This is a genomic window from Clostridium malenominatum (assembly GCF_039521365.1).
Lineage (GTDB): Bacteria > Bacillota > Clostridia > Clostridiales > Clostridiaceae > Clostridium_AW > Clostridium_AW malenominatum.
In genome coordinates this window covers 1,921,260-1,941,603 of record NZ_BAAACF010000001.1, presented here as the reverse complement: position 1 = coordinate 1,941,603, position 20,344 = coordinate 1,921,260, and the positions used below count along the sequence as shown (strand labels likewise).

Annotated in this window: 17 protein-coding genes and 1 riboswitch; of the genes, 12 read left to right on the top strand and 5 right to left on the bottom strand. The window is 33.0% G+C overall.

Annotated elements, in window-relative coordinates; all coding sequences use genetic code 11:
- Nucleotides 1-3: 3 nt before the first annotated feature.
- Together dhaS and ABDZ69_RS09840 are read left to right on the top strand one after the other, a co-directional pair.
- The gene (gene dhaS, locus ABDZ69_RS09845; RefSeq protein ID WP_343769200.1) at nucleotides 4-570 is read left to right on the top strand and encodes a dihydroxyacetone kinase transcriptional activator DhaS; all 567 of its coding nucleotides are present in this window, start codon (nucleotides 4-6) and stop codon (nucleotides 568-570) included.
- Nucleotides 571-748: 178 nt separating this feature from the next.
- Complete coding sequence (locus ABDZ69_RS09840) at nucleotides 749-2,341, top strand: oleate hydratase (protein WP_343769198.1); 1,593 nt, start codon at nucleotides 749-751, stop codon at nucleotides 2,339-2,341.
- 58 nt (nucleotides 2,342-2,399) lie between these two features.
- On the opposite strand, the gene ABDZ69_RS09835 is transcribed toward ABDZ69_RS09840, so the two are convergent.
- Entirely contained in the window at nucleotides 2,400-3,965 is a 1,566-nt protein-coding gene (locus ABDZ69_RS09835; RefSeq protein WP_343769196.1) for a MutS-related protein, read from the bottom strand.
- A gap of 219 nt (nucleotides 3,966-4,184) precedes the next feature.
- Here ABDZ69_RS09835 and ABDZ69_RS09830 point away from each other — a divergent pair, with 219 nt between their 5' ends.
- Nucleotides 4,185-5,279, top strand: a complete 1,095-nt coding sequence (locus ABDZ69_RS09830; protein WP_343769194.1) for an RtcB family protein — start codon at nucleotides 4,185-4,187, stop codon at nucleotides 5,277-5,279.
- A gap of 74 nt (nucleotides 5,280-5,353) precedes the next feature.
- Here ABDZ69_RS09830 and truA read toward each other — a convergent pair whose 3' ends face one another.
- Entirely contained in the window at nucleotides 5,354-6,091 is a 738-nt protein-coding gene (gene truA / locus ABDZ69_RS09825) for a tRNA pseudouridine(38-40) synthase TruA (RefSeq protein WP_343769192.1), read from the bottom strand.
- 143 nt (nucleotides 6,092-6,234) lie between these two features.
- Here truA and ABDZ69_RS09820 point away from each other — a divergent pair, with 143 nt between their 5' ends.
- Nucleotides 6,235-7,671: a potassium/proton antiporter gene (locus ABDZ69_RS09820; protein WP_343769191.1), complete on the top strand. Its 1,437-nt coding sequence runs from the start codon at nucleotides 6,235-6,237 to the stop codon at nucleotides 7,669-7,671.
- A gap of 82 nt (nucleotides 7,672-7,753) precedes the next feature.
- Here the strand turns inward: ABDZ69_RS09820 and metA are convergent, their stop codons facing one another.
- Together metA and ABDZ69_RS09810 are read right to left on the bottom strand one after the other, a co-directional pair.
- Entirely contained in the window at nucleotides 7,754-8,662 is a 909-nt protein-coding gene (gene metA / locus ABDZ69_RS09815) for a homoserine O-acetyltransferase MetA (RefSeq protein ID WP_343769189.1), read from the bottom strand.
- 26 nt (nucleotides 8,663-8,688) lie between these two features.
- Nucleotides 8,689-9,966, bottom strand: a complete 1,278-nt coding sequence (locus ABDZ69_RS09810; RefSeq protein WP_343769187.1) for an O-acetylhomoserine aminocarboxypropyltransferase/cysteine synthase family protein — start codon at nucleotides 9,964-9,966, stop codon at nucleotides 8,689-8,691.
- Nucleotides 9,967-10,035: 69 nt separating this feature from the next.
- Nucleotides 10,036-10,132, bottom strand: a riboswitch (SAM riboswitch).
- A gap of 355 nt (nucleotides 10,133-10,487) precedes the next feature.
- Here ABDZ69_RS09810 and ABDZ69_RS09805 point away from each other — a divergent pair.
- The 5 genes from ABDZ69_RS09805 (at nucleotide 10,488) to mtnA (ending at nucleotide 16,487) form a co-directional block, all read left to right on the top strand.
- Entirely contained in the window at nucleotides 10,488-11,609 is a 1,122-nt protein-coding gene (locus ABDZ69_RS09805) for a sugar ABC transporter substrate-binding protein (RefSeq protein ID WP_343769185.1), read from the top strand.
- Nucleotides 11,610-11,691: 82 nt separating this feature from the next.
- Nucleotides 11,692-13,209 (top strand): sugar ABC transporter ATP-binding protein, encoded by a 1,518-nt coding sequence (locus ABDZ69_RS09800; protein WP_343769183.1) that lies wholly within the window; start codon nucleotides 11,692-11,694, stop codon nucleotides 13,207-13,209.
- On the top strand, nucleotides 13,199-14,182 hold the full coding sequence (locus tag ABDZ69_RS09795) for an ABC transporter permease (protein WP_343769181.1): 984 nt from the start codon (nucleotides 13,199-13,201) through the stop codon (nucleotides 14,180-14,182). Before ABDZ69_RS09800 ends, ABDZ69_RS09795 begins: the two co-directional genes overlap by 11 nt.
- A gap of 18 nt (nucleotides 14,183-14,200) precedes the next feature.
- A complete protein-coding gene (mtnK, locus tag ABDZ69_RS09790) occupies nucleotides 14,201-15,424 on the top strand; it encodes an S-methyl-5-thioribose kinase (RefSeq protein ID WP_343769179.1) in 1,224 nt (407 codons plus the stop codon).
- A 10-nt stretch (nucleotides 15,425-15,434) separates the two neighbouring features.
- Nucleotides 15,435-16,487: an S-methyl-5-thioribose-1-phosphate isomerase gene (gene mtnA / locus ABDZ69_RS09785; protein WP_343769177.1), complete on the top strand. Its 1,053-nt coding sequence runs from the start codon at nucleotides 15,435-15,437 to the stop codon at nucleotides 16,485-16,487.
- A gap of 150 nt (nucleotides 16,488-16,637) precedes the next feature.
- Here the strand turns inward: mtnA and ABDZ69_RS09780 are convergent, their stop codons facing one another.
- On the bottom strand, nucleotides 16,638-17,399 hold the full coding sequence (locus ABDZ69_RS09780) for a DeoR/GlpR family DNA-binding transcription regulator (RefSeq protein ID WP_343769175.1): 762 nt from the start codon (nucleotides 17,397-17,399) through the stop codon (nucleotides 16,638-16,640).
- A gap of 263 nt (nucleotides 17,400-17,662) precedes the next feature.
- Between ABDZ69_RS09780 and ABDZ69_RS09775 the strand changes: the two genes are divergently transcribed.
- Genes ABDZ69_RS09775 through ABDZ69_RS09765 form a run of 3 tightly spaced genes read left to right on the top strand, consistent with a single transcriptional unit; the run spans nucleotide 17,663 to nucleotide 20,342 of the window.
- Nucleotides 17,663-18,442, top strand: a complete 780-nt coding sequence (locus ABDZ69_RS09775; RefSeq protein ID WP_343769173.1) for a class II aldolase/adducin family protein — start codon at nucleotides 17,663-17,665, stop codon at nucleotides 18,440-18,442.
- Nucleotides 18,443-18,475: 33 nt separating this feature from the next.
- Nucleotides 18,476-20,002 carry an aldehyde dehydrogenase family protein gene (locus ABDZ69_RS09770; RefSeq protein WP_425544649.1) on the top strand — a complete coding sequence of 509 codons (1,527 nt, stop codon included), beginning with the start codon at nucleotides 18,476-18,478 and terminating at the stop codon, nucleotides 20,000-20,002.
- A 16-nt stretch (nucleotides 20,003-20,018) separates the two neighbouring features.
- Nucleotides 20,019-20,342 (top strand): BMC domain-containing protein, encoded by a 324-nt coding sequence (locus ABDZ69_RS09765; protein ID WP_343769171.1) that lies wholly within the window; start codon nucleotides 20,019-20,021, stop codon nucleotides 20,340-20,342.
- Nucleotides 20,343-20,344 lie beyond the last annotated feature (2 nt).

Here is a 20,344-nt window from a genome sequence, read left to right as displayed (position 1 = left end):
AAAATGTCTAGTTCATTAATAACAAAAAAAGCTCTTGCTAGTTCATTGAAAGAACTAATGAAGTATACTCCATTAAATAAGATATCTGTAAAGCATATTGTTGACAACTGTGGCTTAAATAGGCAAACCTTTTACTATCATTTTCAAGATATTTTTGATTTAGTTGAGTGGATTTATAAAACAGAAGCCGTTGAAAGCATAGCTCAATATACTAGTTATAATACCTGGACAGACGGATTTTATAAAATATTTCTGTATATAGAAGATAATAAAGAATTTTGTTTTAATACTTTAAATTCCCTAGGAAGAAACCATTTAGACATGTATCTTTATTCGGTTACTAATGAATTACTTATGGGGGTAGTTAATGAAGTTTCCTGCAATATGAAGGTTAAGGAAGAAGATAAAAAATTTATTGCAAATTTTTATACTCATGCATTTACTGGCTTAGTTATTCAATGGATAAAAGAAGGAATGAAGGAAAACCCAAAGTTAATAATTGAAAAGCTTAGCGAATTAGTTGAAGGAAACTTTGTAAAGGCTCTAGAAAGATATGAAAACAAGTCATAATAAACTCTTTGTTTGTTATGACTTGTTTTTTTATACATTTGAAGCAAAGTGTATGAAAATTGTACAGGCGCTATTTTTTGATTATATATATACCATGATAAAAGTATTATTATTTACGTTGTAGGGAGATAGAATAAGCTAATTTCCTAAAATTTAAAAAATCATGGAGGCGACCAATATGAAAAAAGAATACGAAAATAAACAAGTGTATTTTGTGGGTGGTGGGTTAGCATCACTTGCAGGAGCTGTTTACTTAGTTAGAGATTGTGATTTTCCAGGAGAAAATATTCATATATTAGAGGGAATGCATATTCTCGGTGGAAGTAATGATGGCGCAGGAAATGCAACAAATGGATTTATCTGCCGTGGTGGAAGAATGCTAAACGAAGAAACTTACGAAAACACATGGGAACTACTTTCTTCTATACCATCTTTAGAAAAAGAGGGAATGTCTGTATGTGATGAAATTTTAGCTTTCGATCATGATCATCCAACCCATGCGAATGCAAGGCTTATTAATAAAGATGGCGAAGTAATAGACGTTTTGTCTATGGGGTTTGATAATGCTGACCGTATGGCACTAGTAAAATTAATGCTTACCCCTGAAGAAAAATTAGATAACTTACGTATATGTGATTGGTTTGCAGGAACCCCTCACTTTTTTGAGACAAACTTCTGGTATATGTGGCAGACAACCTTTGCTTTCCAAAAATGGTCTAGTCTATTTGAATTAAAACGTTATATGAATCGTATGATATTTGAATTTTCAAGAATTCAAACTCTTGAAGGTGTAACCAGAACGCCATATAACCAGTATGATTCTATTATATTGCCTATAAAGACTTATTTGGATGATTTTGGTGTTGATTTTAGCTTAAAATACACTGTAACAGATTTAGAATTTGAAGAAGGTGATAACATCACAGTTAAAACAATCTGTTATGAACATGACGGAAAAGAAGGCATTCTTAAGCTTAACCATGGAGACTTGTGTATTGTAACTAACGGGTGTATGACCGATAACGCTTCCTTAGGGGATTTTAATACTCCTGCTAAGATGATAGCTGAAAATCCTATGTCTGGTAATCTTTGGGCAAAAATTGCCGCTAAAAAAGAAGGCCTTGGAAACCCAAAACCATTCTTCGGAAATGCTGAAGAAACCAATTGGGAATCCTTTACTGTTACTTGCAAAGGTGATAAATTGCTTAAAATGATTGAAAAATATTCTCGTAATAAACCTGGCAGTGGTGCTTTGATGACCTTTAAAGATTCAAACTGGCTTATGTCTATAGTAGTTGCTGCACAACCCCACTTTAAAAATCAGCCAGAAGATACTACAATTTTCTGGGGATATGGTTTGTATACAGACAAAGAAGGTAATTATGTAAAGAAAGTTATGAGAGATTGTACTGGGGAAGAGATGCTTGTTGAGCTATTGAGCCACCTACATTTTGAGGATGAAATTGATGAAATAATGGATAGTGTAGTTAATGTCATACCATGTATGATGCCATATATTGATGCTCAGTTTCAGCCACGTGCTATGAGTGATCGTCCTAAGGTAGTACCTGAAGGGTCAACAAACCTTGCAATGATTAGTCAATTTGTTGAAATTCCAGAGGATATGGTATTTACTGAAGAGTACTCTATCCGTGCGGCAAGAATTGCTGTATATACCTTGCTAGGGCTTGATAAAAAGATTTGTCCAGTTACTCCTCATATGTATGATGTTCGTACCTTATTAAAAGCAGTAAATGCCTCATTTAGGTAAAAAAATATAAAACTTAAAAAGCTAGCACCCTGTAAAATTGGTGCTAGCTAAAAATAAACTAAACGAAGCCCTCAATGGTTTCAGCTCGCTTATATGCCTTTTCAGTTACCTCTTTTGGATAGCCTATATATTCTAAAAGTCTTATTGCATTTCTTGTTTGAGAAACTCCAACTTTAAGCTTATAATCAAAACTTAACCCATTTTTATTATCAACATCTTCGCTGAAATAATAGAATTCATAAATATTCTTTAAAATATCAACTAGCTCTCTATCATGGGTAGCTACAATTGGAATAGTTCTTCCATTATTTAAGTAGGACAATATTTCTGCTGACATAGCTATTCTCTCAATAGGGTTTGTGCCTCTAAATATTTCATCTATTGGACAAAATACAGGTAGCTGTTTTTTTAGAGCATTAACTATTCTAAGTATTCCTTCAGCCTCAGCCATATAGTAGCTTTTCCCTTTTGATAAATCGTCATTAGGACTAATTGATGATACTATATTAAAAAATGAAGCTTTATAATCCTTAGCTAATGCAAAATAAAAGGTTTGGGATAAAAGTATGTTTATGCCTATCATTCTCAAAAATGTTGACTTTCCAGACATATTTGTACCAGTAAGTACTATACCTTTATTTTTAATAGAAATAGAATTTGCAACAGGATTATCTAAAAGGGGATGAACTCCTTCTGTAATGGTTAATGAAACTTCTTTTGTAAATATTGGCTTAGTATAAGGATGTTTTAGATTATTTTGATAACCAGAGATAGACATTATTGCTTCTAATTCTCCTAGAGTATGAAAGAGGTTTATTAAATATTCCTTTTTTTCTTTTAAAACCCCTGATATTCTATAATAAGCACACTCTTCTATAAGGAACAATACTGATATAGGTTCAAAAAAACCTGCCCACATATTAACAAGTCCTATTAATAATGTGCTTCTATCAATATTTTTAACCTGCTTAAGATTAGTTGTTATGGTATCTGTATAATCCTTAATATTAGTATTTTTTATATTGGATATTTTTTTAGCAGACTTTAAAATGTCTTTTAGATATATTATTCCACGAGATTTTATGGTGTTTCTTTCTAAGTGATTTACAAACATGTTTAAGGAAGCAGAGCCAAGTACCATCATCACATACTTTTCAGGGGAAAGTATAGTTAAAATAATAGCTATTATAGGAAATATCTTGCCTAATAGGGTATATAAATAATATTTGAACTTATTTACTACAAGCTCACTTTCTATCATATCTAAAAAGGTATTTTTTGAGTCAGTACTTAATTCAAAGAATATAGATGAAAGCGACTCTCTTAACTTCGAATCATTTTTAAAGGTTTCAATTAAAATATCTCTATTTTTTAGTTTTTCCTCATCTTTCAGAGGATTTCTTAGCATAAAGTATAAAACGCACTCCCCTAGTGTGCTATAGGTTCTGTCTAGTTTCTCATAGACCCTATTCATATCCATGTCGTTCCAAGTGTCATCGTCAATTGTATACTCTTCTTTTTCCATCATGGAAAAAAATCTTTTTATATGCTCAAATTTTCTACTTTTTTCAATATCTCCCTTGTATTCTTTTCTAATAATACTTAAAATCGTTCTTCTATCCAATTGAAGTCTCCTTCCAACTTGAAAATTTATGATTTACTTTTCTAATTAAATTTACCATATAGAGGAGATAAGCACAATGGAAATTGCTATGGATTAATTATTTTTCTTATGCTAATATGAATCTATCAAATTTTGTCTAAAAGGGGCAGATAAACATGGAGTTAGAGCTATAGGGTATATTTTTGATGTGGAAATAAAATCATAGATAGGAGATATACAATGGTTGAAATAAAGGGTAAATATAATAGCGCAATTGTTTATACGAAAAATATTGAAGAGGGCGCAATAAAACAGATTCAAACTTTATGTGATCAAGAGTTCACAAAAGGAAGTAAAATAAGGATAATGCCAGATGTACACAGTGGCATGGGTTGTACCATAGGAACAACAATGACAATTGAGGATAAAATAGTTCCGAATCTTGTTGGTGTAGATATTGGATGCGGCATGGAGGTAATAAAGATTGAAAATAGCCGTATAGAACTCCAGAAACTGGATAAGTTAATTTATGAAAAAATTCCCTGTGGATTTAAAATACGAGATAAGGAACATAAGTTTAATGATGATATTGACTTAAATGAACTTAAATGCAAAAATAAAGTAAATCTTTCCAGGGCAAGAAAAAGCATTGGAACTTTAGGTGGAGGCAACCACTTTATTGAAGTTAATAAAGATAGTGAGGGAAACCTATATATTGTTATCCATTCAGGGAGTCGACATTTGGGGCATGAGGTTGCAAGCCTATATCAAGAAGAAGCGTATAAATCTCTTAATAATACTATGAGAGATTTAGCCTATGTATCAGGAGAGCTTTTTGGAGATTACATTCATGATATGAAAATTGTTCAACGGTTTGCGGAGTTAAATCGTAAGGCTATGATTCATGAAATAATTAAGGGAATGAAACTTAATGTAGTAGAGGAATTTACAACTATTCATAACTATATTGATACTGAAACTATGATATTAAGAAAAGGTGCAGTTTCGGCCAAAAGGAATGAGAAGCTTTTACTACCAATAAATATGCGTGATGGCAGCCTCATTTGTGTAGGAAAGGGGAATGAAAATTGGAATTTTTCAGCTCCACATGGTGCGGGTAGACTTATGAGCAGAACTCAAGCTAAGAATTCATTTACATTGAACCAATTTAAAAAAACAATGGAGGGAATTTTTACTACGTCAGTGAAGAAAGAAACTATAGACGAGTGTCCATTAGCTTATAAGCCTATGGAGGAAATAATAAATAACATTGGGGATACCGTAGAGATAGTTCATAAAATAACACCAATATATAATTTTAAGGCTGCGGAATAGTATATAGTTAACAAAATAGAAGCATACCAAAATCTAAGAATTTAGTATGCTTCTGCTACACCATAATTTAACTGCTAATATTGAACATCTCTTAAGCATAATCCTTTTGCGTCAAGAATTAATTTAGTCTCTGCTCTTTTCTTTTCAGTTAATATTTTTTTTACATCTATTGGTTTAATGCTTTCTTTACCTACTTCTAGAAGAGTTCCAGCAATGATTCTAACCATGTTTAATAAAAAACCATTTCCGTTAATTTCTATTTCTATCATACCATGATTTTCTGTAATATTTATATAATTGATAGTTCGAATAGTTGATTTATCATTAGATTTCAATCTGGTAAAGCTTTGAAAATCATGAGTTCCGATTAAAAATTCTGCTCCTTCTCTCATTGCACTTAAATTAAGCTTTTCGGTAATGTGATAATAATATTTTTTGTTAAATACACTTCTAAATTTATTGTTATTTATTCTATAAACATAGGTTTTTGATTTTATATTATACCTTGCATGAAATCTTTCGCTGGTATCTTTCATGGATTTTACCAGTATATCTTCAGGTAAAAATGTATATAAATAACTTAACATTTCCTCTACGCTAAGATTAGAGTTAGTATGAAAATTCGCTATGTAATTTTCAGCGTGCACACCGGAATCCGTTCTTCCACAACCTATTACCTGAATATCTTCTCCTGTCATTTTAGATAAAACAGTCTCTATTTTATCTTGTATGGTTGAAACATCTTTAATTTGTTTTTGCCATCCTTTATATCTAGTTCCATCATATTCTATTGTCATTTTTAAATTTCTCATCTAGACCCACCTTTAGTTTTTGTATTAATTATATAACATAAAGTCTATTTTTGCAGTACTAAGAAGAAATAAAGTCTAGTCTTTAACTTCATAAACTGATAGAATAAAATATGGATAAATTTAAGATGAAAAGGAGGAGTTAGATGGCTGTATTATTTGTCGCAGGAATTATTCTGCTTATATGCGCAGTTTCCAGTAAAGTTTTATACAAATATGGGATACCAACCCTTGTGATATTTCTTGCTATGGGAATGCTTATGGGGTCTGATGGACCAGGAGGTATTTATTTCAATGATCCAAAGCTTGCAGAAAGCTTATGTAATATTGGGCTTATATTTATTATGTTTTCAGGGGGATTCGGTACAAGCTGGAAAACAGCAAAACCAGTTGCTTTGGCCGCCGGTGCGCTTGCAACCCTAGGAGTAGTTCTTACAGCCTTTTTAATAGGAGTTTTCGTTCATTTTGTATTTGGGTTTACTTTTCTTGAAGGAATGTTACTAGGCTCCATTGTATCATCTACGGACGCAGCGTCGGTGTTTTCTATCCTTCGTTCAAAACAACTTAACCTTAAAAATGGTTTAGCTCCCATGCTTGAGATGGAGAGTGGATCAAATGACCCAATAGCCTATATGTTAACCACTGTTTTTCTTGGATTAATATTAGGTAAAGGTCAAAGTATAGTAGTGCTTTTGCTAACTCAAATTGCAATAGGAGTGCTAGTTGGTGCTATTGTAGGTAAACTTTCAGTATGGCTTATAAATAATATTAATCTTGATATTGATGGACTTTATTCCATCATCGTTATTAGTACGGCATTGTTATCATATGCTGGTGCTGGACTACTTTCAGGGAATGGATTCTTAGCTGTTTATATTACAGGGCTCATTTTGGGGAACAGTAGACTTGTTCATAAAATAAGCTTAGTTCGTTATTTTGATGGATTGTCTTGGCTTATGCAAATTCTTTTATTCTTCACCTTAGGATTACTATCCTTTCCATCCAGATTACCTAGTGTATCCATGAAGGGAATGGTAATTGCACTTTTTATTATCTTTATCGCCCGTCCAGTGGCTATATTCATTGTCTTGACTTTGTTCAAAAAGCCTATTAAGGAACAGTTGCTTGTTGCCTGGGTAGGATTTCGTGGTGCTGCTGCCATTGTTTTTGCCACATACCCATTAACAGCAGGTCTTGGAGTCGCAGATGAAATATTTAATATTGTATTTTTTATAGCGCTGGTGTCGGTTTTGGTTCAAGGAACGCTTTTTATTCCTATAGCTAAAAAACTTGATTTAGTGGCGGAAGAAGAAACAGTGCTAAAAACCTTTACTGATTATTCAGGAGAAATTCACGCAGAGCTTTTGGAAGTAAAAATCCCTGGGCACAGTGAAATGGTAGGAAAGGCTATAATGGACCTGGATATACCTATGGATATATTGATAGTAATGATTAGAAGAGAGGGTAAGTTAATAACCCCACGCGGTGCAACTATAATTGAAGCAGGGGATATTATTATGATGGCGGGGGACAATAAGGTACAGCTTATGGAAATGCAGAATATAGCTGAGATTACTGGTTAAAAGAATTATAAATATAGGAGAACAGGAGAAAAGTCATAAAGGATTAAGGATGATTTTTTCTCCTGTTTTGTATTCACTAATTTTAATCAAGCATATAAGGGGTTTCTTGATAAACGTAATAATTTAACCAATTTGAAAACAAAAGGTTAGCATGGCTTCTCCATCGTACAATAGGGTATTTTATAGGATTGTCATCAGGATAATAATTTTTAGGTACAGAAATAGCAACTCCATTAGAAATATCCCTATCATATTCTGATTTTAATGTGAGAGGATCATATTCGGAATGACCCATAACAAATATTTGCTTTCCATCTATTGACATCACTATATGAACACCGCATTCATGGTATTCGGTAAGAATTTTAAGACTATCAATCTTTTCTATATCTTTTTTACTTACACAGGTATGTCTAGAATGAGGGGCAAAAAATTCATCGTCGAAGCCTCTTAAGAGCTTTTCATTTTTATAATTTACATTATGAGAAAATACTCCAAAAGCTTTTTCGTCGAGGGTATGCTTAGGAATATTATAATGGTGGTAAAGTCCAGCCTGAGCCCCCCAACAGATATGGAAAGTGGAAGTTACATTTGTTATACTCCAATTCATTATGAATTTTAATTCATCCCAATAGTCTACATCTTCAAAATCCAAATGTTCTACAGGAGCCCCTGTTATTATAAGCCCGTCAAACCTTTTCTCTTTTATCTCATCAAAGGTATTGTAAAAGGATAGAAGATGCTCTTGGGGAGTATTTTTAGATGTATGACTTTGAGGGTGAAAGAGGGTAATATCCACTTGTAGTGGAGTATTACCTAAAAGCCTTAATAGCTGAGTTTCAGTAACAATTTTAGTTGGCATTAAATTTAGTATAGCTATTTTAAGAGGGCGTATATCTTGATGATAGGCCCTTTTTTCATCCATAACAAAAATATTTTCATTATTTAATATTTCACTAGAGGGTAAATTGTTAGGAATTTTAATAGGCAAATTTCATCACCTCCTTGATGATTTAATTATTTTAGGGCTTCGTTTAAATCCCAAATTAGATCTTCTACATCTTCAATTCCAATGGAAACCCTAATCATATCTGGAGTTACACCTGCAGCTAGTAAAGCTTCTTCAGAAAGCTGTGAATGAGTGGTGCTAGCCGGGTGAATAACTAAGGACTTAGCGTCTGCCACGTTAGCAAGCATAGAGAATATTTGTAGATTATTTATAAATCTTTTACCTGCTTCAAGTCCACCCTTTATGCCGAAGGTGAAAATAGAGCCTACTCCCTTTGGAAAATATTTTTTAGCTAAAGCATTGTATTTATTATCCTCAAGTTCTGGATAATTTACCCAAGCTACATTAGGATGCTGTGATAAAAACTTCACTATTTTTCTTGTGTTTTCAACATGTCTTTCTACCCTTAATGAAAGAGTTTCAAGTCCCTGTAGCAGTAAGAAGGAATTAAAGGGACTTATGCATGCTCCAGTATCTCTTAAGAGTTGAACTCTAGCCTTTACTATATATGCTAGTTTTCCTAAATCTCTTGAATAAACTATATTATTGTAACCTGGATCTGGAGTTGTAAAGTCAGAGAATTTTCCAGATTCAGACCAGTTGAAGTTACCAGAGTCTACGATAACTCCCCCTATGGAAGTTCCATGACCACCTATGAATTTTGTAGCTGAGTGAACTACTATATCAGCGCCAAATTCAAAAGGTTTAATTAGATAAGGAGAGCCAAAGGTATTGTCTACAATTAGTGGTATGCCATTTTCATGAGCGATACTAGCTATTGCTGAAATATCTACTAAGTTTATGCCAGGGTTACCTATAGTTTCAATAAATATGGCCTTTGTTTTTTCGTTTATAGCTATTCTAAAGTTTTCAGGATCGTCAGGATTAACAAAACGAGTGTGAATTCCCAGTTTAGGTAGTGCTGATTTAAACAGACTATAGGTTCCTCCATAAATTGTAGCAGCGGAGATAATTTCATCTCCTGAGTTTGCTATATTTAATATAGAATAAGTAATAGCTGAAGCACCTGAAGAAGTAGCAAGTGCCCCAACGCCACCTTCTAAAGCCGCCATCCTTTGTTCAAATACATCAGTGGTAGGATTGCCTATTCTGGTATAGATATTGCCTGTTGCTCTTAATGCAAATAAATCTGCTGCGTGGTCGGCATTCTCAAATACATAAGAGGATGTCTGATATATTGGAACTGCCCTTGAACCTGTAGTTGGATCAGGACTTTGTCCTGCATGAACTTGAAGTGTGTTAAAATTTAAAATTTTTTTACTCATTAAAATCGCCCCTTTTATTTATAAAATTAAAAAACCTCTTCTAAAATAGAAGAGGTTAATTTCACGTTACTTCTATCTTTCAGCCTTTGGCTGCTGGATTTAGCACCTTATATTAACAGGTTGCTGGGTTTCATAGGGCCAGTCCCTCCACCGCTCTTGATAGATATTTTATTAAGTTTTAAACTATACTACTATAAAAATTAACTATTGTCAATGAAATTTATGCAGTGTAGGAGTAAATAGGTAGCAGAAGATATATTGAAACATTGCAACAATAAAAGGAAATAAAGATAAAACCAATTATAAACAAATTAAAATCAAAAAAGCATTGAAAGTGTCAAAATCTTATGTTAATATATAGTTAAAAATTTGGTTTCTTACTAGAATGTTTTGGTTTGTTTTTGAGAACCTATTGTAAACGTTTGGGAAGTTGAGTGGGGGTGTATATTTTATAACGAGTTGAGAAGTTAATTTTAGTATTATTAAACTTTTAAAATCATTATTTTTAAGGGGGATCACGTATGAATAAAAAGTTTTTAACTCTTACTCTAGCAATTACTATGACGTTAGTAACTGGACTTACAGGATGTGGAAGTAAATCAGACAAGAAAGTAGATGCAGACAGTAAAAAGGTAGAATACTCAAAGAATATCCCAGAAAAGATAGCTAAGGATTCTGATGGTATAAAAATTATGGTTATCCGTAAAATAGGGGGAGACGACCATACTGCTCAGTATTTAGCAGGAGCTAAAAAAGAAGGGGAATCTATGGGATTTAAAGTAGATACCTTTACCGCTAATGGAGATACAGCAAAGTTCCACGACGCTATAAGTCAGGCTATGGAAAAAGGGTATGATGGAGTAATTATTTCTCATGGTGACGATGCAGCTACCATAGAAGATGTAAAAAAATTAACTGAAAAAGGTATACCAGTGGTAACCTTCGACTCTAACTCAGACATACAAAACATAAAGGGAGTTACTATGACTTCTCAGGATGATGAATCTTTAGCTAAATTAGCTTTAGATGAGTTAAAGAAAGTAACCAATGGACAAAGTAAATTAGCATATCTTTGGGTTGATGGATTCCCACCAATGGTAAGCAGAAATAAAGTATATACTCAATTTTTAAAAGATAATACTGGTATAAAAGAATTAGATAGATTTGGTGTGGCAGCAGCGGATACTTCTGTTCAAACACAAAATGCAGTTTCAGCAATGCTTACAAAATATCCGAAAGGAAACTTAGATGCAATTTTTGCTACGTGGGATGCTTTTGCTATAGGAGCAGCTCGTGCGGTTAAAGAAGCTAATAGAACAGATGTTAAAATCGTTGGTATAGATATTTCCAATGCAGATATTCAGTTAATGCAAGAAGAAGGAAGCCCATGGGTAGCTACTGCTGCGGTAGATCCTAAGCTTATAGGTGCTGTAAATCTTAGAATTTTAGCTAAGAAAATAGCAGGAGAAGAAACTCCACAAACTCATAAAATGGAAGCTAGTCTAATAACTCAAGAGCAATTAAAGAAAGCAGGAAAAGCAGTTAATATGGACAACCTTTCTGAAGTAGTACCAGGCTGGGGTAAATCAGATGCATTCCAAGAAGCTTGGATGACTGAATTAAAAGAAATGTTTAAAAAATAATTATAACTACCATACAAGAGAACACATGGTTTATGTGTTCTCTCTGTAAATATTTTAGGGTAGGGTGAGGTGGATAGATTTAATGCAAAAGATAACATTGGACATGAAAAATATTTCTATTGAATTTCCAGGAGTCAAGGCATTGAAAAATGTTGATTTTACAACTGAAACTGGAGTATCCCATGCCTTAATAGGAGCTAATGGAGCGGGAAAATCCACATTGATGAAGGTATTGTCTGGTGCTTATAACCACTATACAGGAGAGATATATTTTAATGATGAAAAGGCTACTATTAGATCTCCTAAAGAATCTAAAGAATATGGGGTTCAAATAGTATATCAAGAGGTAGATACTGCACTTATTCATTATTTAACTGTAGCTGAAAATATTATGTTAAACCATATGATAGAATCTGATGATAAGAGCTCTATAGTAAATTGGAGAGAGATTTATAAAAAATCTCAAGAAATTTTAGATAATATGAATGTAAAGATATCTTCTAAAAAACTTGTAAGTGAACTAAGCTTAGCAGAAAAACAAATGGTTCTTATTGCAAGAGCAATCTCAAAAGATTGTAAGTTTCTAATATTAGATGAACCTACAGCACCACTTAGTAGTGCTGAAACAGAGGAACTTTTTAGAATTGTAAAGGATCTAAAAAAGAAAAATGTAGGAGTAATATTTATATCACACAGATTGCCAGAACTTTTCGAAATTTGTGATGAAATCACAGTAATGAGGGATGGAGAATTTGTAGTTAAAAAAGATATAAGTAAAACCACTCCAAATGAAATAGTAGAATATATGTTAGGAAGAAAAATGGACGAACAGTTTCCCCAAAAGGAAAATGTTATTGGTGAAAAACTTTTTGAAGTGAAAAATTTAAGTGATGGTGAGATGGTGTCAGAGGTTTCCTTTCATGTAAATGCAGGGGAAATAGTTGGTATATCTGGTTTGGTAGGAGCAGGTAAAACAGAACTGTGTAAGGCTATTTTTGGGGCAACACCTAATGTGACTGGTGAAAGAATACTTAATGATAAAGTGCTTTCTATTAAAAGTCCTCATGAAGCGGTAAAACAGGGCATAGCACTTGTGCCAGAAGAGCGAAGAAAAGAAGGGATATTGGTTAGTGAATCCGTTGCTATAAATATAAGTGTTTCAAATCTTGATAAATTTTGTAATGCGAGTAAATTTTTAAATTTTTCAAAAGAGAAGAAAGTAGCTAAAGATATGATAGGAAGTTTAGGAATTAAGACTCCTAGCCACGAAGCTAAGGTTCAAAATCTATCTGGTGGAAATCAACAGAAGGTAGCTATAGGAAAGTGGTTAGTAACAGATTCAGAACTATATATATTTGACGAGCCTACTAAGGGTGTAGATGTAGGAGCAAAGAAAGATATTTTTGAACTCATATACAGTTTGGCAAAATCAGGAAAAGCGGTAATATATGCTTCTTGTGAACTTTCGGAAATTTTAGGTATTACAGATAGGGTATACTTAATGTATGACGGAAAAATAGTTAAAGAACTTAAAACATCTGATACTAATGAAGAAGAAATACTATATTATTCTACAGGAGGAAATAATAGTGGAAAATAAAGCTAAGAAAAATAACGGTTTTAGTTTATTCGATTTTTTATATAAATACGGAACTTTATTAACTATTGTATTGCTTTTAATATTTTTTAGCATAGCTTCCCCAAGGTTTTTAACTCAAAGTAATATAATAAATATTTTACGTTCCATATCTATAGTAACAATTATAGCTATTGGTATAACCATTTCATTATCTGTTGGAGGATTTGATCTTTCTGTAGGTTCTGTAGCTTCTATTTCCGTAGCTATAGTTATTTCAATGTTTGTGTGGCATGAACAAAATGCTTTTGTTTCTATATTAGTGGCGCTACTTGCGTCTTTAGTTGCAGGAGCTATAAATGCTTTTATGATAGTAAAGGTAAAGGTCCAAGATATGCTTATGACTCTTGCTACTATGTTTATATTTCAAGGAGTAGCATTAACTTATACTAAAGGAGCTGTTATATCACAAAACATGGTAATGGCAAATGGAGAAACAGCACCAGGAAAAATAAGTCCATTATTTGCACAGCTTGGTAAGGTTCCTTGGATAATAATCATAATGCTAGTTGTGGTTTTAGTAGTGCATATATTCCTTACTTATACAAAACACGGAAGATATATGTATATTATTGGTGGAAATATGGAGGCTGCTAGATTATCTGGTATACCTGTTACTAAATATAGAGTGATAGCATATCTTTTATCCGCACTATTTGCAGCTATTGGAGGAATAATTTTAGGTTCTCGTGTAATGACTGCGGAAATAAATGCTGGAGCACCTTATTTAATGGATGCTGTGGCTGCTGCTTATATAGGTTTTTCTGTAGGTGGTTCTGGAAAGGCTAATGCTATAGGAACTTTAGTAGGGGCGGTTTTAATAGGTATATTACAAAATGGATTAGTAATGCTTTCAGTTCCTTATTATGCAATGGATATTGTAAAAGGAACAGTATTAGCCTTTGCTCTTGCATTGACTTATTATAAAAAACGATAGTGATAGGAGGATGAAATTATGTCAAAAATAGATTTTACCAAAGAATATTTTACTATGAAGGAAGAAGAAGCTATAGAGTATTCAAAAACCGTATTGAAGTTTTTCCAAGAAGATGCGGAATTAACTTGTAAAGAAATTGGAGATGGAAATCTAAATTATGTTTTTAGAGTTATAGATAAAAAGAACAATAAATCTGTAATTGTAAAACAAGCGGGTCCTGTGGCTAGAATTTCTGATGAATTTAAACTATCACCAGATAGAAATAGAATAGAAAGTGAAATTTTAAAATTACAATATTCCCTAGCTCCTGGACTAGTTCCAGAAGTATATCATTATGATCCAATAATGAACTGCTGTGCAATGGAGGATTTGTCTGACCATGAAATATTAAGAACAGCTCTTTTAAAGCATAAAAGTTTTCCTTTGTTTGCAGATCATATAACTACTTACATGGTTAATACTTTATTGCTTACTACTGATGTAGTTATGGGTCATAAAGAAAAAAAGGAATCTGTTAAAAGCTTTATAAATCCAGAACTTTGCGAAATATCTGAGGATTTAGTATACACAGAACCTTTCTTTGACTGCCCAAGAAATGATATATTTGAAGCTACAAAACCACTAGCTAAGGAATTGCTATGGGATGATAAGAAGTTTATTCTAGAAACAGCAAAATTAAAATTTGAATTTATGAATAACGCTCAAAGTTTAGTTCATGGAGATTTACACAGTGGTTCTGTATTTATAAAAGAAGACTCCACTAAAGTTATAGATCCAGAGTTCGCTTTTTATGGACCGGCGGGATATGACGTAGGAAATGTAGTAGCTCATCTTATTTTTGCAATGGTAAGTGGACAAGCTACCATGGAAGAGGGAGCGGAAAAGGAAAATTATATAAACTGGACTAAATCCGCTATTAAAGATGTTGTGGATATGTTTAAAGAAAAGTTCAATAAGTTGTTCCATGAAAAGGCTACAGAAAAAGTAGCTAAATATGAAGGTTTTAAAGAATATTACTTAAATAGCATATTAAGGGACACTGCTGGAGTTGCGGGATTAGAGCTTTGTAGAAGAATTTTAGGATTAGCTCACGTAAAAGACATTACTTCTATAGAGGATAAAGAAAAGAGAACCGAAGCAGAAAAATTCTGTTTGGTAGTTGGAAAGAAGCTTATTATGAACAGAGAAGTTATGTTAAATGGTGATAGCTATTTAGAGTTAATAGAAGAGTGTAAAAGGTAAGGTGAAATTTATGGAAAATCAGGCTATACAATCTGTAATATTAGATGATGAAAATAGTACACTAGTAATTTTAGACCAAACGTTACTCCCTAATGAAAAGATTTTTTTAAGACTAACAAGTCAAAATCAAATATGGGAAGCTATATATTCCTTAAGAGTAAGAGGAGCTCCTGCTATTGGTATAGCAGCGGGATACGGAGCTTATCTAGGAACAAAGGAGTCAAAAGCTGAAACTTATGATGAGTTATATGAAGACTTTAAGAAGGTTAAAGAATATTTAGCATCCTCAAGACCTACAGCAGTAAATCTATTCTGGGCTCTTGACAGAATGGAAACAAGAATTTTAAAGGAAAAAGGAAAAACTCCTGTTGAAGTTAAGAATGCTTTAAAAGATGAAGCTGAAACAATTAGAGAAGAAGATGCTAAGGTTTGTGAAACTATAGGGGAATATGCTCTATCTTTATTAAAAGATGGTATGGGAATACTCACTCACTGCAATGCAGGGGCTATAGCCACAGCTAAATATGGTACAGCTCTAGCGCCAATTTATCTTGGTAAAGAAAGAGGAGTTAATTTTAAGGTATATGCAGATGAAACAAGACCACTACTTCAAGGAGCAAGATTAACTGCTTGGGAGCTAAAAGAAGCTGGAGTAGATGTGGCTTTAATTTGTGATAATATGGCTTCTATAGTTATGAAAGAAGGAAAAATTGGAGCGGTTTTAGTAGGTTGTGATAGAGTAGCAGCAAATGGAGATACGGCAAATAAAATAGGAACTTCAGGAGTAGCTATTTTAGCTAAACATTATGGCATACCTTTTTATGTATGTGCACCGTTATCAACTATTGATTTGAAATGTGCCCATGGAGATGATATTCATATAGAATTAAGACCAGATGAAGAAGTGACTTCAAAGTGGTACGAAAAGCCAATGGCACCACAAGGGGTTAAGGTTTATAATCCTTGCTTTGATGTAACGGATAATAAATTAATTTCAGCTATAATTACAGAAAAGGGCATAGCTTATCCACCATATAACGAAAGTCTTTCAAAACTTTTTTAGTTTGCTAGTTATTTAGTTAAGGAAAAAATTCCTATGGAATTTCTTTAATAGGAAAGTTCCATAGGAATTTTAAGTTTACTAGTTTAAGAATTTTGTAATGCAAAATTCTATCTATAACTATTAATTAAAAAACTATCAACTAAAAACTAATTAATCACATTCAATGAGTTTGGTTTCGAAGTTTTTTAAGTAATTTTCCCATTCTTGAGAAAGTGGTTTATCAACTATTAGTGTGTCTATAACATCAAAATCACAAATTTTAGTAAAGGCTGTTCGATCAAATTTTGTATAATCCGCAACTAAGTAGGTGTGATTTGAGTGATTTATAGCTATTTTACGTATTTCTGCTTGTTGTTCATTGGAATCTGTAATTCCATGAAGTATATTTATAGCTCGACAGGATATGAATGCGGCATCGAAAAAGTAGTTGTTTATATTGAACTCTGCGTTTCTACCTAAGGCAGACATTGAAGGATGTTCTACTCTTCCGCCTATAATGATTAGCTTTATATTAGGATTGTCAGCTAAGAGGTTCATTATTTTGATTGAGTTAGTGGTAACAGTTAACCTTTTTTCTTTTAGGTTTGAAGCTATATATAAAGAAGTGGTAGATGCATCTAAGAAGATTGAGTCGCCGTTGTTGATGTAGTTGATACACATTTGAGCAATTTTTTGTTTTCCTTCAATATATATATGCTCTCTTAAATTGATATCAACATCATTTTCAACTCCATCAGAGATATATGCACCGCCGTAGGTACGAGTTAAAAGCCCTTCTTCTTCTAATTGTTGCAGGTCTTTTCTTATGGTTTCTTCTGTTACCTTGAAATTTTTGGCTAATTCCGATACAATAACACTCTTTTTTTCTGTTATTATTTCTTTAATTTTATTTCTTCTTGCAATTGGTAGCATGCTATATCACCTTTATACCTTTATTTTCTTTACTTTATTATAACATTGCGCCTGAATATTAGCAAATATTAGGTTGGGGTTTTTGGGAATTATCCTAAAAATAAAGATAAATCAAAAACAAACCAAATTAAAACCCAAAAAATATTGACAAATACAATATAAAGTAGGAAAATAATATTATAGAAAAGAGAAAATAATGTGAAAAATTTGGTTTATTCGAGTTTTATATTGATTGAAGTTGAATTATGAGAGGAGGATATGAATTGTTAAAAGGCAAATATTATTCTGATTTTGAAGCAAAAAATATGATATGTGAAATAGGAAGAAGAATGTACAGTAGAAATTTTGTAGCAGCTAACGATGGGAATATTTCTGCAAAGTGCGGACCCAATGCTATATGGTGTACTCCTACAGGTGTGAGTAAAGGATTTATGACTCCAGATATGCTTGTTAAAATGGATTTAAAAGGCAATATAATTTCTGGTAAAAATAAGCCTTCTTCAGAGGTGAAAATGCACCTTAGAGTATATAATGAAAATCCTGAGGTAAATGGAGTTGTGCATGCTCACCCACCAGTGGCTACATCATTTGCTATAGCAGGAATTCAGTTGGATAAAGCTGTTTTGCCAGAAGCGGTAGTATTGCTTGGAAATGTGCCAGTAGCACCTTATGCAACACCAGGTAGTCAAGAAGTGCCAGATTCTATAGCGCCTTATTGTAGGGATTATAATGCAGTGCTATTAGCTAATCATGGAGCTTTAACTTGGGGAAAAGATGTTATGGAAGCTTGGTATAGAATGGAATCTCTTGAACATTATGCTTTAATACTTATGTATACTGGTAACATAATAAATAGAGCAAATGAGTTAAGCTGCAACCAAGTTAGTGAGCTTTTAAAGATAAGAGAAAAAATGGGTATAAAGACTGGTGGAGTTCCGCCTTGCAAGGTAGAAGAAAAAGAAGAATTAAATGATAAAGATGGAGCTATGAGAGATATAATTGCTAAAGTTACAGAACAAGTTATAAGAAATTTAAGCAAATAGGAGGTGTACCTCTTGAAGGTGAATATAACAGAAATGGATTTGCAACGTATAGTAGAACAGGTAATTGAAAATATTTCTAAAACAGAAAATACCAAGGAAGCAAAGATTAGTGATGTAAACATAGAAACTTTAAAAGAAATTAACATGGCCGGGAGCAAGATATCTGCTGAAAGCACAGCTTATACAAGCCCTACGGATAGTATAACTGGTGTATTTGAAGACATGGGACAAGCTATTGAAGCTGCGGATAAAGCACAAAAGAATTTTGCTAAAAATTATAATGTGCAAGACAGAGAAAGAATCATAAAGGCTATTAGAGAAGTTGTACTAGATAACAAAGAATCTCTTGGAAGAATGGTTTATGAAGAAACAAAGCTTGGAAGATATGAACACAAGGTTGCAAAGTTAGAGTTAACAGCAACAAAGACTCCAGGTACAGAGGATTTAACAACAGAAGCTTTCTCAGGTGATAACGGATTAACTATAGTAGAACAAGGACCTTTTGGAGTTATTGGAGCTGTTACTCCTGTTACTAACCCTATAGAAACTATAATATGTAATTCTATAGGTATGATTGCAGCAGGTAATTCAGTAGTATTTAACGTTCACCCTTCTTCGAAAAAATCTTGCGCAAATGTAGTTGAACTTTTAAATAAAACCGTATCAAAAGCAGGTGGACCAACCAATTTAATCAATATGGTTAAAGACCCTACTATGGACACGTTAAGTCTTCTAACTAGCCATCCTAAAATAAGAATGCTTGTAGGAACAGGAGGGCCAGGATTAGTAAAAACTTTATTACAGTCTGGTAAAAAAGCTATAGGAGCAGGAGCTGGCAACCCTCCAGTTATAGTAGATGAAACTGCAGATATAGAACATGCAGCTAAAGAAATAATTAAAGGGGCTTCCTTTGATAACAACATACTTTGTATAGCGGAAAAAGAAGTATTTGTAGTGGATAAAGTAGCTGATGATTTAATATTTCACATGTTAAACAACGGTGCTTACATGCTATCTAAAAAGGAATTAGAAATGGTTATGAGTTTTGCATTAGAGGAAAATGTAAACAGCGTTGCTAGAGGATGTTCCCTTGATAATAAGAGAGAATGGCATGTGGCAAAAGAATGGGTAGGAAAAGACGCTAAGTTGTTCTTAGAAAAAATGGGAGTGACAGTAGATAAAAAAGTAGAGCTTTTAATTTTTGAAGCAGACTTTAATCATCCATTTGTTCAGTTAGAACAAATGATGCCTGTTATGCCTATAGTAAGAGTTAAGAATGTAGATGAAGCTATAGATTTAGCTGTAGAAGCAGAACACGGAAATAGGCATACAGCTATGATGCATTCAAGAAATATAGATAATTTAACTAAGTTTGCTAAAGCAATTGGCACAACGATTTTTGTGAAAAATGCTTCTTCCTTAGCGGGAGTAGGGGCAGATGGAGAAGGATATACCACTATGTCTATTGCAGGACCTACAGGAGAAGGATTAACTTCTGCTAAAAACTTCACTAGAAAACGTAGATGTGTACTTGCAGAAGGCGGCTTTAGAATAATTTAAATAATAGGTGAAAAATATGAATAAAAAAGCATTGGGTCTTTTAGAAGTTCAAGGTTATAGTGTAGCTTTAGCTGCTATGGATAAAGCTTGTAAGTCTGCTGATATAAAAATAATGGCTATGGATTGTAATAACCCCAAAGGGGGAGATGGAGCTTTCATACCTGTAGTTGTACAAGTTAAATTTATAGGAAGTGTAAGCGATGTAAACGTAGCCTTAGAAGTAGCTAGAGAGGTAGCAAGTGGATATATTCCTAAAGAAGAAATATTGACTTCATGCATACCTTCCTACCACGAGGATTTACAAGATATTCTTAATGTTGGAAAAGTAAAAAAGAAATAAAT

What these genes read in the sequence shown, in the direction of transcription:
- dhaS (WP_343769200.1), top strand. Translation starts at nt 4, where the DNA reads ATGTCTAGTTCATTAATAACAAAAAAAGCTCTTGCTAGTTCATTGAAA.
- ABDZ69_RS09840 (WP_343769198.1), top strand. Translation starts at nt 749, where the DNA reads ATGAAAAAAGAATACGAAAATAAACAAGTGTATTTTGTGGGTGGTGGG.
- ABDZ69_RS09830 (WP_343769194.1), top strand. Translation starts at nt 4,185, where the DNA reads ATGGTTGAAATAAAGGGTAAATATAATAGCGCAATTGTTTATACGAAA.
- truA (WP_343769192.1), bottom strand. Translation starts at nt 6,091, where the DNA reads ATGAGAAATTTAAAAATGACAATAGAATATGATGGAACTAGATATAAA.
- ABDZ69_RS09820 (WP_343769191.1), top strand. Translation starts at nt 6,235, where the DNA reads ATGGCTGTATTATTTGTCGCAGGAATTATTCTGCTTATATGCGCAGTT.
- ABDZ69_RS09810 (WP_343769187.1), bottom strand. Translation starts at nt 9,966, where the DNA reads ATGAGTAAAAAAATTTTAAATTTTAACACACTTCAAGTTCATGCAGGA.
- ABDZ69_RS09805 (WP_343769185.1), top strand. Translation starts at nt 10,488, where the DNA reads ATGAATAAAAAGTTTTTAACTCTTACTCTAGCAATTACTATGACGTTA.
- ABDZ69_RS09800 (WP_343769183.1), top strand. Translation starts at nt 11,692, where the DNA reads ATGCAAAAGATAACATTGGACATGAAAAATATTTCTATTGAATTTCCA.
- mtnK (WP_343769179.1), top strand. Translation starts at nt 14,201, where the DNA reads ATGTCAAAAATAGATTTTACCAAAGAATATTTTACTATGAAGGAAGAA.
- mtnA (WP_343769177.1), top strand. Translation starts at nt 15,435, where the DNA reads ATGGAAAATCAGGCTATACAATCTGTAATATTAGATGATGAAAATAGT.
- ABDZ69_RS09780 (WP_343769175.1), bottom strand. Translation starts at nt 17,399, where the DNA reads ATGCTACCAATTGCAAGAAGAAATAAAATTAAAGAAATAATAACAGAA.
- ABDZ69_RS09770 (WP_425544649.1), top strand. Translation starts at nt 18,476, where the DNA reads ATGGATTTGCAACGTATAGTAGAACAGGTAATTGAAAATATTTCTAAA.
- ABDZ69_RS09765 (WP_343769171.1), top strand. Translation starts at nt 20,019, where the DNA reads ATGAATAAAAAAGCATTGGGTCTTTTAGAAGTTCAAGGTTATAGTGTA.